Genomic DNA, 13,678 nt, shown 5'->3' with positions numbered 1-13,678 from the left:
CCATGGCTTAAATTTACCCTGCCTTTTGACTTCTTTCGGTCGAAATACAGCCACACCTTAACAAAAAGAGCGGAAGATCCGCTCTTCATTTTACTTAGTAAGGGCGTGTTCGACTTTTATACATCGATTCATGATGACAGTATATCCTTTTTCTTTCAAGAAATTATAGGCTTCTTCATTTTCCACACCCTGCTGGGCCCAAAAGATATCAGCATCGATTTCTGCAAATTCCTTGGCTATCTCCGGCAGGAACTCTGAACGGCGGAAAACATTGACGATATCGACGTGCCCTTCAATATCTTTCAGGGCTTTAACCGCCTTGACACCCAGCACTTCAGATACAGCAGGGTTTACCGGGATGATTTCATAACCGCTATCCTGCATGGCCTTCGATACCATATAAGAAGTACGGTCAGGGTTATTAGATAAACCAACGACAGCTATGCGCTTCGATTTTTTCAACATCTTTCCCATTTCTTCTCTGCTCGGATTTTCTATCATTCTTTTCTATCCCCTTTATAATAAAATGTATTATTTGAATAAAGAGTATTCCTTAAAAAAGGTATTTTACAGAGGAAGCTGTTTATTACCATTATTAAGAAAAACCATTATACAAGAAAGAATAAGTTTCGAAAAGGCATGTCTCACTTAACTTTCTTTATGTTCATACAGACTACCACGGATTGTAACAATTTATACAAGGAGGCATCCTTCATTTTATATTTACGAAAATAAGGAACCCTAAACCTTTCACCCTTCATGAACTTAACGTATATCAAAAGATGTAAGTTCATCAAGGAAAATCATTTTTTTAGTGGATTTTTTTTTGGACAGCCGTACCATTTTGTCACGAAAATGTTACAATAAGAGAAGCTTAACAGGTGTTTTAAAGCTGTTTTTGGCTATTTCTACACGTTTATTTTTGAAAAAGGGAACAATCGCCCCTGAACGTGATAAAAAAAAGAAGATTTTTCTTAAAAGAAAGGGTAATAGAATGCTTACATTTATCACTATACTGGCTGCCTACCTGATCGGTTCGATTCCTTCCGGTTTAATAATCGGTAAAGCTTTCTACAAAATCGACATCCGGGAGCATGGCAGTAAGAATCTAGGCGGGACAAATACCTTCAGGACACTTGGTGTCAAGGCAGGGCTTACCGTTACTATCATGGATATACTTAAGGGTACCCTGGCAACTTTTCTTCCGTATATGCTAGGCGTGGACATGCATTTATTGCTAGCCGGAGTTATTGCGGTAGTCGGTCATATGTTTCCCATTTTCGCAAACTTTCGGGGCGGAAAAGCGGTGGCAACTTCTGCTGGTGTCATTCTTGCTTATGAACCATGGTTTTTTGTCTTTGCCGTCATCATTTTCTTTATATCCTTATACATATCCAAATATGTCTCGCTTTCATCCATGATTGCTTGTCTACTTGCTCTCATCTACAGTTTAGTTTTTCATATTGATGATTTGGCGCTCATTATTGTAATCAGTATAATAACGATCTTCATTTTTTACCGGCATCGCGCAAACATCAAGCGGATTATCGATAAAACTGAACCTAAAGTAAAATGGTTATAAGAACATGTAAAAATAGGCCCGTATGCATGGGCCTATTTTCCATTCTACAATTCATTTGCCGTGTTATTCAGGATATCGGCATGCCTCGAAACTTTTTCAGTAGCGTTTCCTATTTCCTGGATGATTGACACTAATTCCTTAATAGTCATTTCCATTTCTGCAGAATCCGCTATATTCCCGTTGATGACTCCGATTATTTCATTGAAGGAATTTTCTGTCAATTCAGATTCTTTCTCGCCTGCTTGAACTACCTCCTTGACCCTTAGGACAGAATCAACAACATCCTTCATATATTCATTTGATGTTTGCACGATTGCATCTATTTCAGCTATCGACTTCTTAGTCTGTTCAGCAAGTTTCCTGACCTCATTCGAAACAACCGCAAATCCATTACCATGTTCACCTGCCCGTGCTGCCTCGATGGCTGAGTTCAATGATAGTAAATTTGTCTGGTCGGCCATTCCCTGTACAAGCTTAACAAACTCGGTGATGCTTAAGAAAGATTGGTTTAATAAAATGATCTTTTCATCAACATTTTTCATGAAATTAACAAGGTTTTGTATCTTTTCCGTTAAGATCTGCATGCGCTTCTGCCCCTCTTCAGCCATTGTTTTTGAACGAAGTGATTGTTCAGCGCGCGTTGCGATCTGCATTTTGACAAATTGCCCGTTTTCTATCAATTGCTTAACGGAAGCATCCGTTTCTTCACTTAAATACAAGACTTCTTCACTAACTAACGAGATTTTCCTTTTTACTTCCTCTTTTATTTCTTTATATTGATTTTCCCTAGCTTTTAAATGTTCAACTTCATATGCCTCAAGGACTAATTGCTGTTCGAGATTTAGTATCTTTCCTATCGCTGATATTAATGCCCGCTGCTCATCTTCATTCTTGGTTTGTTCAAAGACAATTCTTTGCAAGTGATTCTGTACATTTTGAAAACCGGATGAATACCACCGGGGCTGTAAGCCAATACGATAATGAGTCTTCGCCACCTTTGTCCGCAATTTAACAAAATCATCGTCAATCACACCATTGAATAAAAATAGCATATGGGTAATTAACTTTTTCCTCAATTTTCCCACCGTGCTGTGTTCAGTGATTATCCCTTTCAATTCAGGAACCTGCAGAATCGTTTGATAAAAGGCATCAACAACTCCCTCTACCTGGGGCTCGATTGCCTCTCTAAAGGCATGTATCAGCTTTAAATCGAATTCCGTTAAATCGATGATAGTCACCTGCATTTTCACCTGTTCACTGCTTACATCCAATATGCCCTCTGTCTCTTTTGCTTTTTGAAACCAGATTGCTTTTTCCGGCTTCGCTTTTATGAAGATCCCCATATCCCACTCCCCCTGATTTTGTAATTCACGATAAAACGGATCCAAGATATTCTACCCAATACTACACAGGCCTTTATACCCATACCATTTAAAGTGAACCAGATTCACATAAAAATAATAATCCATTTAGACTATATGCATTTTATTTTGGCCTCATTTCAAGTCTTTTGTCAAGGTAAAAAGCCCTAATATGCTTTTACATTTACTTCCCATCAAATCAATAGTATGGTTTTCGTTTAATGGATAAATGGTCAAGTAAGGATTGAATAATTGAAGAACAGAGGCTACACTGGAACTAGCTATTATATACGATAGGAGAAATTGCCATGAAGCCATTGCAAATATCACCGGAAACCGCATTAAAGTTATCCAAGTCACTAAACTTGCCTTTAGAGCAAATCATGCATATGCCTACACCCGTTTTGCTGAGAAAGCTTGCCGAGGCTGAAGCAAAAGAAAAAGGAAATACAAAATAGCTGCAGGAATCTGCAGCTATTTTTGTATTTCCTTTTCTGTCATCTATGGAATCCTGCCAGTAACTAATTAAATACCCTTGCCTATAAATCGGCATATAACATGCCTTCTTTATATTGTAAATAATCCCCACTAACCGACTGTGCTGGATGATCTCATACCCATAAATATCCTTTTGAGCCAATAATGACAATAACACCTCGTACTCCCTTTTAAAATCTCGTTTTCCGTAAATCATCACAATAAATAATTTCAGAACCTTGCTAAAAAATACCAAAATCACTAATATTCTTCTGCTACTCTGTGTGATATTTAGCTTAGGAATCAAAAAAAGCAAAAAAACCGCACATAGGCGGTTTTTAATTGAAAGTCAATTCTTTTGCCCAATCAGGCAAAGGCTTTTTCTTGACTGATATTAATTGTTCATTTTCATAGGTACAGACGAATTCTTGTGGTGGTTCATCCTGTAATATATCTTTTAGGTAATACTTTATGTTGGACACAACATCAATTGCCTCCATAACCCATTGATATGGCTTCCAGGCAAGTTCCCCTTCATCACAGGCAGATAGCCCGCCCCCTGCATCTTCAGCTCTGTAAACATACATTCCACCCGTTTGATTCCATGTCACGATTCCTCGAAAGGCCATCCCCCTTACTTTCAATCCAGTTTCTTCAAGAATTTCGCGTTCCATCGATTCATCGATGGTTTCACCTTGTTCTATCTTCCCGCCTATGCCATTCCATTTATGCTTATTGGGATTCTTTTGGCGAAATAGCATCAACACTTCGACTTCGTTGAATTTTTTTCGAGTTATGAAACAAATATTATAGATAATATCCATGGGTTATATCCTTTCTTGAACGCACATTATTCGCATCTACTTCATAATTACTTTATACTTAAATAACGAACCTCTAGGAAGGAGAATGAGTATGAAACTGACCATTTCCGATCAAGCAGCTAAGTGGTATATTGATGAGCTGGGGCTTCAAGAAGGCTCTCATTTACGCTTTTATGTAAGATATGGCGGGCATAGTACCGTCCAAAGCGGCTTTTCATTAGGTATCATGCAGGAAGAACCTGAAACTGCAGCAGCCGCAACAACTATGAATGAGATTAATTTTTATGTAGAAGAAAAGGATTTATGGTACTTTGATGGTCACGATTTACTTATTACTTTTAATGAAAAACTGACTGAACCAGAATTTCACTATGAAAAGAGTGCTTGACAATAAAGCAGCGGTGTAACCGCTGTTTTTTCTTGTTCAATCGAGCAGACGCTCTTTAATATCTTCCGCTCTAAGAATTTCCGCTTGCTTTTCCCCTAAAAGATCGAAATGTGAATAGCCATCCTTCCTGTGATGAATCCACTCTTTTTTAAGCCCGTATTGCTTACCCCACTCCGATAAACGCCGTAAATCTTTGCATCCCACTTTTGTAACCGTCTTGCAACCGGGAAATCGGTCATCCAGCCAATAATGAGTTAAAAAAGCAATTTGGCCTTGATCGATTTTCTGCTTCCAGGCTACTACGTCTACCCGTTTAATCCCAAAAGCCATCTTTTGATCACCTCAATAATTATAATTAAACCAATTCATCCTGCTTTTTATTTTTCTCATAGGCCTCATGCCATTCAGGATACATGCGTTTAATGGATATCGGGCGGAAGCTCTCCTTTTTAACGCAAACGTGGGAAGAATGACCTGTAGCCGCCACTTCATTTTTCCCATTAACGATCTCATACCCATAAACGACCCGCAAGCCGTCATATTTTTCAATCCAGGTTTTAATTTTTACCTTATCACCATATCTAACAGGGGTTTTATACGAAGCCTGAATATCCATAACAGGTGAGAGGATGCCATCCGCTTCCATATCAGCATAATAAAACCCTAAATCATTTATCAATTTTGTCCTGCCTAGTTCCATCCATATTAAATAATTCGCATGGTAAACGACACCCATTTGATCTGTCTCTGCATACCGCACTTCAATTTCGTTTTCAGCTATGAACATTTTGTTTCCCCACTTTCATATCTATTGCAATAAACATTTTACCATAACAATTGTGCAAATTTCATTTAAGCTGCCTTATTCTGGACTGCTTTCCCTTCAATGAACCTAAATAAAAGAGGAGAAAGATTTCTTGCCTCTTTCTCCCCTTTACCTAGTTATTTACATATTATCGTTACTATAACCGCTTTCCCGAGCTTCCTGCTCATCTTGCATTTCTTCCTTCATTCCATCAATGCTCTTTCTTCTTCGTTCATTTTTAGCCTGAATTGCCTGTTTTTCTTCCCCTGAAGAGAATGATAACGTTTCATTTGCAGCGATTATGTTCTCTTCCGTATTTTCTATTGCATCTTGAATTTTTTCAACATTATCCAAACGATTATCCGGATTGTTCTTATTTGTGCCCATTAATTTCACCTCATGTTTTTTTATTTACATAATATTATTACGATTACTTTATTAAGCCTTGATTACTCGCCTTTAGTTTGAATGACCTGAGGATGTTTCCCGGATTTGTCCTGCATTTTCTTACCGTTATTCCCACCTGCTGCTATTGGTTGTGTCCCTAGATGGCTCGGTCTAAAGTGTTTGGAATCTTTTTTTGGATTACCCATTTTATCGCCTCCTTCTCTTATCCTTCTCTTATCATGGATAAAAAAGAGGAAATTCATGAATGCCAGTTTTTGAAAAAGCCATGAAAAAAGAGCTAGCACCTTGAAGGGACCTTCATGGCACTGGCTCTTTTTAAGCATAAACCTATTCAGCCTTTTGCATATGTTTTTTTTCAAGACGTTCCTCAAGTCTTTCCATTTGCTTAACGTCCATCAATAATTCCCTTTTATTTTCTTTAATTAATTCTTCAAATGTCCTTTTTCTTTTTTTCATACTTTTCACCTACTTATTTTTAATATAATTTTCAGTATTGCCAAATTAACGTAAAATTATGACTATATGGTTTACATCCCTTTAATTGTCATAATTATCAGATTTTTAACCTGATTAAAATTCCATTTATCCGCTCTCTATACTTTAACCCTTTTTTCATGAACATTAACCATAATTTTTTAAATTTTTTGATTTTTTTATTAAAGTTTGACAACTTTGTTAACAAATAATAAAACGGAACTTCATAAGGGTTCCGTCAGAATGTAGACTAACCTCGATGAAAATCGAGGTTGTCTACAGTTTTTTTGATTTGTACAATGTACGTTGATTTCCTCTCCAGGGACTCGCTTTTCCCGCAGGAGTCTCGTACCTTCCGTTCCAATCAACTTTGTTTTAACTTTTAGATAGAACCCTTTTGCCTAAAGTCTTCACTGCCTTAAAATAGAATTAATAAAACTTAAGGTGATGAGGATACTTTCTAAACATGATTCTATTCAGCGAGATCGAACTGGAAATGATTACTTTATACCAACTGGTGCCACGTAAAATGGAGGCTGCCATTGACAAAAGGGTTCGGAATTTTTTAATTCCGCCCCCCTCTTGTCTACAAACTGAAACGGAACCTTTATAGGTTCCGTTTCAGTTTGTAATTTTCCCTCCGACTGCCGCCAAGTCTCCTAGCCCCATGCATCTAGCCGGGTTTGGGCACCGAGTTTCGCTAATTCCTTCAATACTATTGGAACTTCATAAAGTTCCCCTACTGCATACTATTTATATTTCGTTCCATATCTTTTAATTGCATGGCTGAAATTACCTTATTCCTGATGATGCCTTGTTTGTCGATGAAGTACGTTGTCGGTATGCTAAGAATCTTGTAGCGCTCATTCACTGGATTTTTGGCACTTTGACTGTCCAGCGGTATGGTAAAAGTAATTCCATTATCCTCTACAAATGCTTGTACATCATTTTCAGGGTCAATATTAACGGCAAGTACGACGACATCATCACCCGCTTGCTGTGTATATTTCTCCATATCCGGCATTTCCTTCTTGCAAGGCGGACACCACGTTGCCCAAAAATTCAACATTACCTTTTTGCCCTTATAATCCGATAATTCAACTTGTTTCCCATCCAAAGTTTTCAGGGAGAAATTCGGTGCTTTAGCTCCAATTTTCAATCCGCCCAAAGCATCTTTTTCGTTATTTTCCTTTGAGTCATTATCCATCGCCTGCACAATCGCTACAGTAATAAGTGATAGTAAGGCCACCGAAGCAATAATTTTTTTAAGCATACTCGTCCCCCTAGTCCCATTACAATAAAAATATTAGTCCATTTCCAGAAATAGAACAACTTCCCTATTCCATCTTAACAATAAAAGGACCTCCGGAAAAGTGCAATTCCTTTAAATCATAACATGATATCACATTGTTTCATAAACTTGACACAAAAAAAGCGGTAAACCTGATAAGTAGGTTTACCGCTTCCTAAAAGCTGAAATTAGCCTTTTAATTTATTACGTAATACCATTTGAAGGATACCACCGTGACGGTAGTAGTCGATTTCGATTTCGGAATCGAAACGAACAAGTACATCAAATTCTTTTACGTTTCCAGCTTCATCAGTAGCTGTAACTGTTACGATATCACGTGGTTTAACTGTTTCGTCGATTTTAACTGCAATCGCTTCTTTACCAGTCAATCCTAGTGTTTCAGCGTTTTCGCCTTCTTTGAATTGAAGAGGAAGAACACCCATTAATGCAAGGTTAGAACGGTGAATACGTTCGAAGCTTTCAGCGATAACTGTTTTGATGCCAAGAAGGTTAGTACCTTTTGCAGCCCAGTCACGAGAGCTTCCCATACCATAGTCTTTACCAGCAATTACAGCAAGACCTGTTCCATCAGCTTTGTATTTCATACAAGCATCATAGATAGCCATTACGTCGCCAGTTGGCCAGTAAGTAGTGAAACCACCTTCTGTACCTGGAGCAACTTGGTTACGGATACGAATGTTAGCGAATGTTCCGCGCATCATTGCTTCATGATTACCACGACGAGAACCGTAAGAGTTAAAGTCACGTGGTTTCACTCCGTTTTCACGAAGGTAAATACCAGCTGGTGTATCTTTACCGATTGCACCTGCAGGTGAAATGTGGTCAGTTGTTACTGAGTCACCGAATTTACCTACTACGCGCAAGCCGGAAAGCGGGTTAACGGAACCTGGTTCTGGTGATAATCCTTCAAAGAATGGAGGATTTTGAATGTATGTTGATTTAGAATCGAAAGCGTAAATCGCTTCGTTGCTTGTTTGGATTTCATTCCAACGTTTGTTATCGTTGAATACTGTTTCGTATTCTTTACGGAATAATTCCGGTGTAACTGTTGCTTTAACAGCAGCGTTAACTTCTTCTTGTGATGGCCAGATATCAGCAAGATATACATCGTTACCATCTTTGTCTTTACCAAGAGAATCATTGTTAAGATCGAAGTCCACAGTTCCAGCAAGAGCATATGCTACAACCAAAGTAGGTGAAGCAAGATAGTTTGCTTTTACAAGTGGGTGAATACGACCTTCAAAGTTACGGTTACCAGAAAGTACTGAAGTTACTAATAGATCTGCTTCAGCAACAGCTGCTTCGATTTCATCAGCCAATGGACCTGAGTTACCGATACATGTAGTACAGCCGTAACCAACTACGTTGAATCCTAATTGATCAAGGTATGGTTGAAGACCTGCATCACGAAGGTAACCAGTAACAACTTTAGAACCTGGTGCCAATGATGTTTTTACATAATCCGGAACAGTCAAGCCTTTTTCAACTGCTTTTTTAGCAATAAGACCTGCCCCAAGCATTACGTATGGGTTAGAAGTATTTGTACAGCTTGTGATTGCAGCAATTGCGATCGCACCTGTTTTCATTACCGTTTCTTTACCATCGGCAAATTTAACAGTTACTTCTTTATCCAATTCAGAATTGTCCATGCCGAAACCTTGGTTACCCATAGGTGCATTGATAGCATCATGGAAAGATTGTTTCATTTGAGAAAGTGGAATCAAATCTTGCGGGCGTTTAGGGCCTGAAAGGTTTGGTTCAATTGCTGAAAGGTCGATTTCCACAACATCATTGTATGCTGGATCTTCGTTTTCAGGAGAGTAGAACAATCCATTTTCTTTGCAGTAAGATTCAACCACTTTAATTTGTTTTTCATCACGGCCTGTTAAACGCATGTAATCGATCGCTTCTGCATCGACAGGGAAGAAACCAACTGTAGCACCATATTCAGGAGCCATGTTAGCGATTGTTGCACGGTCAGCAAGTGGAAGGTATCCTACTCCAGGACCGTAGAACTCAACAAACTTACCAACTACGCCGTGTGCACGAAGAACTTGAGTCACTTTCAATGCAAGGTCAGTAGCTGTTGTTCCTTTAGGAAGTTGACCAGTCAGTTTTACACCGACTACTTTAGGTACCGGGAAGTATGAAGGCTGTCCAAGCATGCCTGCTTCTGCTTCGATACCGCCGACGCCCCAACCAAGAACACCAATACCGTTGATCATTGTAGTATGAGAATCTGTACCGAATACAGAGTCAGGGAATACTTCAAAATCGCCGTTTGGAGTTTCAACTGCATGCACTACGTTCGCAAGGTACTCAAGGTTAACTTGGTGAACGATACCAGTTGCTGGTGGAACCGCGCGGTAGTTATTGAATGATTTTTGAGCCCAGCTTAGGAACTGGTAACGCTCTGCATTACGTTCGAATTCAAGATCCATATTGGCATCAAGGGAATCGATTGTACCTGCTTTATCAACTTGTACAGAGTGGTCAATTACAAGGTCAACTGGAATTTCCGGGTTGATTTTGTCAGGATCTCCACCAAGTGCAGCGAATGCATTACGTAGAGAAGCTAAATCAACAACAACTGGAACACCAGTGAAATCTTGTAGGATAACACGAGATGGTTTGAAAGGAACATCTATATCTTGTTGCTCGCTTGTTCCCCATTTAGCAAGGTTCGCAACATGTTCTTTTGTGATTACTCTTCCGTCTACTTGGCGAAGTACCGCTTCAAGTAACACTTTAATGGAATATGGAAGGCGAGATACTTGGCCGTCCCCTGCTTTTTCAATAGCGTCTAGGCTGTAGTAGTTGTAGCGTTTCCCTTCAATTTCAAAGGACTTACGCGCTTGGTATACGTCATTTTTCGTCATGAATATTACCCCCTATTAAACTGTCAGAACGTATTCTGCACATAAAAGTAAAACCTGGTTCACTGAAACCATGTTTACTATAAATATAAGTAAAAAAGTTAGTTTGTCGAATTTTCTCTCTCTTCTCCCACCCTAACTCTTCCTTCAACTTAATACTAATATAGAAATGAGTATAAGTAAATAACAAGAAAGTTATTGTTTTTGATAAGTTTCTCTTATAGAAAAAAATCCCCCACATATTAAAGTGCATTTAGGAAGCGATGCTGATATGAGTTTTATTGAAAATACCCTTATTTATGGACTGATAAATTATTCCAACAAAACATATTAGTACTTCATACATAATCATTCGACATTATCGCATTCTATGGGTGGAGGTGTCGAAATGACAAAACAAAAGGCAAATCATGTTATACCGGGTATGAATGCTGCAAAAGCGCAAGGTAATGGGGCTGGATACAATGATGAATTGGGAAATGAACCGCCATTATCGGAAATGCAAAGGCAAAACAATAAAAAAAGAAAGAAAAACCAATGATTTCCCTCATTTTTAGGCTTTAAACAGGATAGGCTTTTTGAAATGGCAGTTGTACTGCATTTTTCAAAAAGCCTATTCCATTCTAAAATCAGGAAACGCAAAAGTAAAACGCACAAAAGACGATAGAACCTGTCACTCAATAGTCCTCAGAATTCACCTCATTGACGATTGACTGAATATCCTGTTCGAATTTCCTCAATTGTTCTTTCTGATGTTCGGAAGCGGTGACTAAAGCTGATTGTATTTGCTGATAGGCCTCGTTCACTTCCTGCTTCACATGTTTCAATTCCGTTCCGTAATTCGGTGCGTTCTTCTCAATGGATGAGTATACATCAAATACTTGCTGATAACTTTGCTGGGCTTCCTGGAAAGCCCTTCGCTTATCTTGTTTATCCTGCATTTGGTTCAGCTCCTTAAATATAGTGTCCATCAATAGCATGTACGAGGTTTGCAAATATATGTATGTGAATAAAATTTCACGGACTGATTATCTTAAGAGATAGGAGGGATCGAACATGAACAAAAACGATGGTAAAGATATGCGAAAAAATGCTCCTAAAGGAAATAACCCAGGTCAACCAGCACCGTTAAGCGGTTCTCATAAGGTGAAAAACAGGCAGCACTCCCGTCAGAAGCATAATAGCAGTCATGATATGTAAGCTGCTTAAATAATCGTTCCATAACGAAGCGGTGCCGCCCCAAAAGGCAGACACCGCTTTCGTTTTATATTTGTGCAGCAAATAAATCACATGGAAAATGTTCGATACCTTCCTATTATAAGGGCGTCTTTTTTGGGCACTCTTTCACGGTTTAAACGTGAATTTTAAGTCCGTGCCAATCCATTTCAGCCAAAATAACGATGATATAACGTTTTTGCCTCTGCAATATCTTTTGTTCCATGAATCAACGCCCGTCCGTCTTTAAAAACGACCAACCGATGGGTTTCAATGGTAAATGAAAGTAAATAAGGATTCCTGTCGATCTTACCACCTTGTGCGATAAGATTATTTTCAAGTTCCGCTAAGTCTCTTTCAACCTTCATTGCCGGACGGATTTGGACCGAATCCCTTCCGCATAAAACGGCAGTCTTTGTTCGATTTGAATAAGAGAGGTGGGGATACGATCGATTTGACCCACATGACAAACAAGTATCCTTTTTTAATTTCGCTACATTTATGGATGAATGTTCATTTTTCCAAAGATCAAATGAAACGATTTTGTTTCTCAGCGATTCGTGATCTTCGACAAGGATTTTTAAAGCTTCCGCCATTTGATGGGCCACGACCGTTTGAACGGCAGGGCTGATGATTCCCGCCGTATCACAAGTCAGTCCTCCAATCGGGACCGTTTCCAGCAAACAATTCAAACATGGGGTCGTCTCCGGAATCACCGTGTAACTTATCCCATAACTCCCTACACAGGCACCATAAATCCAGGGGATTTTATATTTTTGTGCAGTATCGTTAATAAGCATCCTGGTGTCGAAATTATCAGTGGCATCCAATATCAAATCCACACCTTCAACCAGCTTCGCCAATTCATCAACCGAAACATCCGCCACAAATGAATTTACGATAACGTCCGAATTTAGCGCTTGCAAACGATTCTTCGCTGCCACTGCTTTCGGTATTCTTTTTTGTGCATCTTCTTCACAATAAAGCTGTTGTCTTTGAAGGTTGCTCCACTCTACATAATCTCTGTCCACAATGGTGAGTTTCCCAATTCCGGCTCGTACAAGACCTTCCGCAGTTCCCGTACCGAGAGCACCCGCTCCAATCACCAAAACGTGCTTTTTGCGAATTTTCAATTGCCCTTCTGCTCCAATAGGGCCAAAAAGTTCTTGACGTGAATAACGTTCACTCATCCAATGCTCAATCCTTCAACTGGACTGCTTGCTATCGCATAATCATTTTTTTCGATTCTTCCTGCTTCATACCCCAATCGACCTGCCTCAATGGCAAGTTTCATTGCTTTCGACATTTTGACGGGGTCTTTTGCTCCCGAAACAGCAGTGTTAAGCAATACGCCATCCGCCCCTAATTCCATGGCGATAACCGCATCGGAGGGAGTTCCAATCCCTGCATCAACAATTACCGGAACCTCAGATTGTTCCATGATGAAGCGTAAGTTCAATGGGTTTATAATGCCCTGACCAGAGCCAATTGGTGAAGCTCCAGGCATGATTGCATGGCACCCCACTTCTTCCAGGCGTTTAGCGAGCAACACATCATCCGAAGTATAAGGTAATACGGTGAATCCGAGTTTCACTAATTCTTCAGCAGCTTTCAATGTTTCAATCGGATCAGGCAGCAAAGTTTTTTGACAGCCAATGACTTCTACCTTAATCATGTCACATAAGCCAGATGCCTTTGCTAGATGGGCTATGCGCACTGCTTCCTTGGCTGTTTTAGCTCCTGCTGTATTGGGAAGGAGTGTGTACTTTTTCAAATCAAGCTTTTCTAAAAAATTGGGCTGGCTGGCTTCAAAAATGTTCATTCTCCGGACCGCAAATGTTAATATTTCCGTCCCCGAAACCTCCACTGATTGCTTTTGAACATCGAAATTTGGATATTTTCCAGTACCTAATAGTAATCTTGAAGAAAATTCATACGAACCAATCTTTAACATAA

18 protein-coding genes are annotated in these 13,678 nt (G+C 39.3%); 5 read left to right on the top strand and 13 right to left on the bottom strand.

Features of this window, described 5'->3' with window-relative positions:
* Positions 1 to 90: 90 nt before the first annotated feature.
* Positions 91 to 501 (bottom strand): CoA-binding protein, encoded by a 411-nt coding sequence (locus tag ACYP5M_RS02560; RefSeq protein WP_230176391.1) that lies wholly within the window; start codon positions 499 to 501, stop codon positions 91 to 93.
* A 493-nt stretch (positions 502 to 994) separates the two neighbouring features.
* Between ACYP5M_RS02560 and plsY the strand changes: the two genes are divergently transcribed.
* Entirely contained in the window at positions 995 to 1,582 is a 588-nt protein-coding gene (gene plsY, locus ACYP5M_RS02555) for a glycerol-3-phosphate 1-O-acyltransferase PlsY (protein WP_230176392.1), read from the top strand.
* A gap of 44 nt (positions 1,583 to 1,626) precedes the next feature.
* On the opposite strand, the gene ACYP5M_RS02550 is transcribed toward plsY, so the two are convergent.
* Positions 1,627 to 2,925 (bottom strand): protoglobin domain-containing protein, encoded by a 1,299-nt coding sequence (locus ACYP5M_RS02550; protein ID WP_459734595.1) that lies wholly within the window; start codon positions 2,923 to 2,925, stop codon positions 1,627 to 1,629.
* Between the two features lie 326 nt (positions 2,926 to 3,251).
* On the opposite strand from ACYP5M_RS02550, the gene ACYP5M_RS02545 reads away from it, so the two are divergent.
* Positions 3,252 to 3,401: a YycC family protein gene (locus tag ACYP5M_RS02545; RefSeq protein ID WP_065310839.1), complete on the top strand. Its 150-nt coding sequence runs from the start codon at positions 3,252 to 3,254 to the stop codon at positions 3,399 to 3,401.
* 357 nt (positions 3,402 to 3,758) lie between these two features.
* Here the strand turns inward: ACYP5M_RS02545 and ACYP5M_RS02540 are convergent, their stop codons facing one another.
* On the bottom strand, positions 3,759 to 4,244 hold the full coding sequence (locus tag ACYP5M_RS02540; protein WP_427572636.1) for an NUDIX hydrolase: 486 nt from the start codon (positions 4,242 to 4,244) through the stop codon (positions 3,759 to 3,761).
* A 91-nt stretch (positions 4,245 to 4,335) separates the two neighbouring features.
* On the opposite strand from ACYP5M_RS02540, the gene ACYP5M_RS02535 reads away from it, so the two are divergent.
* Positions 4,336 to 4,632, top strand: a complete 297-nt coding sequence (locus ACYP5M_RS02535) for a HesB/YadR/YfhF family protein (RefSeq protein ID WP_101221899.1) — start codon at positions 4,336 to 4,338, stop codon at positions 4,630 to 4,632.
* 36 nt (positions 4,633 to 4,668) lie between these two features.
* Here the strand turns inward: ACYP5M_RS02535 and ACYP5M_RS02530 are convergent, their stop codons facing one another.
* The 7 genes from ACYP5M_RS02530 to acnA form a co-directional block, all read right to left on the bottom strand.
* On the bottom strand, positions 4,669 to 4,962 hold the full coding sequence (locus ACYP5M_RS02530; protein ID WP_101221898.1) for a hypothetical protein: 294 nt from the start codon (positions 4,960 to 4,962) through the stop codon (positions 4,669 to 4,671).
* Positions 4,963 to 4,987: 25 nt separating this feature from the next.
* The gene (locus ACYP5M_RS02525; RefSeq protein WP_034312417.1) at positions 4,988 to 5,419 is read right to left on the bottom strand and encodes an acyl-CoA thioesterase; all 432 of its coding nucleotides are present in this window, start codon (positions 5,417 to 5,419) and stop codon (positions 4,988 to 4,990) included.
* A 159-nt stretch (positions 5,420 to 5,578) separates the two neighbouring features.
* Positions 5,579 to 5,824 (bottom strand): small acid-soluble spore protein Tlp, encoded by a 246-nt coding sequence (gene tlp / locus ACYP5M_RS02520; protein WP_063593348.1) that lies wholly within the window; start codon positions 5,822 to 5,824, stop codon positions 5,579 to 5,581.
* Between the two features lie 62 nt (positions 5,825 to 5,886).
* Positions 5,887 to 6,030, bottom strand: a complete 144-nt coding sequence (locus ACYP5M_RS02515) for an acid-soluble spore protein N (protein WP_057275900.1) — start codon at positions 6,028 to 6,030, stop codon at positions 5,887 to 5,889.
* A 142-nt stretch (positions 6,031 to 6,172) separates the two neighbouring features.
* Entirely contained in the window at positions 6,173 to 6,301 is a 129-nt protein-coding gene (locus ACYP5M_RS02510; RefSeq protein ID WP_072272906.1) for an FbpB family small basic protein, read from the bottom strand.
* A gap of 757 nt (positions 6,302 to 7,058) precedes the next feature.
* Entirely contained in the window at positions 7,059 to 7,592 is a 534-nt protein-coding gene (locus ACYP5M_RS02505; RefSeq protein WP_101221897.1) for a TlpA disulfide reductase family protein, read from the bottom strand.
* Positions 7,593 to 7,798: 206 nt separating this feature from the next.
* Positions 7,799 to 10,510 (bottom strand): aconitate hydratase AcnA, encoded by a 2,712-nt coding sequence (gene acnA / locus ACYP5M_RS02500; RefSeq protein ID WP_101221896.1) that lies wholly within the window; start codon positions 10,508 to 10,510, stop codon positions 7,799 to 7,801.
* 385 nt (positions 10,511 to 10,895) lie between these two features.
* Here acnA and sspO point away from each other — a divergent pair, with 385 nt between their 5' ends.
* Positions 10,896 to 11,048 carry a small acid-soluble spore protein O gene (gene sspO / locus ACYP5M_RS02495; protein ID WP_034312428.1) on the top strand — a complete coding sequence of 51 codons (153 nt, stop codon included), beginning with the start codon at positions 10,896 to 10,898 and terminating at the stop codon, positions 11,046 to 11,048.
* A gap of 136 nt (positions 11,049 to 11,184) precedes the next feature.
* Here the strand turns inward: sspO and ACYP5M_RS02490 are convergent, their stop codons facing one another.
* The gene (locus ACYP5M_RS02490; RefSeq protein ID WP_137018480.1) at positions 11,185 to 11,448 is read right to left on the bottom strand and encodes a hypothetical protein; all 264 of its coding nucleotides are present in this window, start codon (positions 11,446 to 11,448) and stop codon (positions 11,185 to 11,187) included.
* Between the two features lie 115 nt (positions 11,449 to 11,563).
* On the opposite strand from ACYP5M_RS02490, the gene ACYP5M_RS02485 reads away from it, so the two are divergent.
* On the top strand, positions 11,564 to 11,707 hold the full coding sequence (locus ACYP5M_RS02485; RefSeq protein ID WP_063576391.1) for a small acid-soluble spore protein P: 144 nt from the start codon (positions 11,564 to 11,566) through the stop codon (positions 11,705 to 11,707).
* A 185-nt stretch (positions 11,708 to 11,892) separates the two neighbouring features.
* On the opposite strand, the gene ACYP5M_RS02480 is transcribed toward ACYP5M_RS02485, so the two are convergent.
* Together ACYP5M_RS02480 and ACYP5M_RS02475 are read right to left on the bottom strand one after the other, a co-directional pair.
* A complete protein-coding gene (locus ACYP5M_RS02480) occupies positions 11,893 to 12,912 on the bottom strand; it encodes a thiazole biosynthesis adenylyltransferase ThiF (RefSeq protein WP_434169454.1) in 1,020 nt (339 codons plus the stop codon).
* A complete protein-coding gene (locus ACYP5M_RS02475) occupies positions 12,909 to 13,676 on the bottom strand; it encodes a thiazole synthase (RefSeq protein ID WP_402942478.1) in 768 nt (255 codons plus the stop codon). Before ACYP5M_RS02475 ends, ACYP5M_RS02480 begins: the two co-directional genes overlap by 4 nt.
* Positions 13,677 to 13,678: the final 2 nt, after the last annotated feature.

It is taken from the genome of Peribacillus sp. N1, assembly GCF_054600815.1.
The sequence above is the reverse complement of the archived record's forward strand: the minus strand, read 5'-3'. Positions and strand labels throughout refer to the sequence as shown.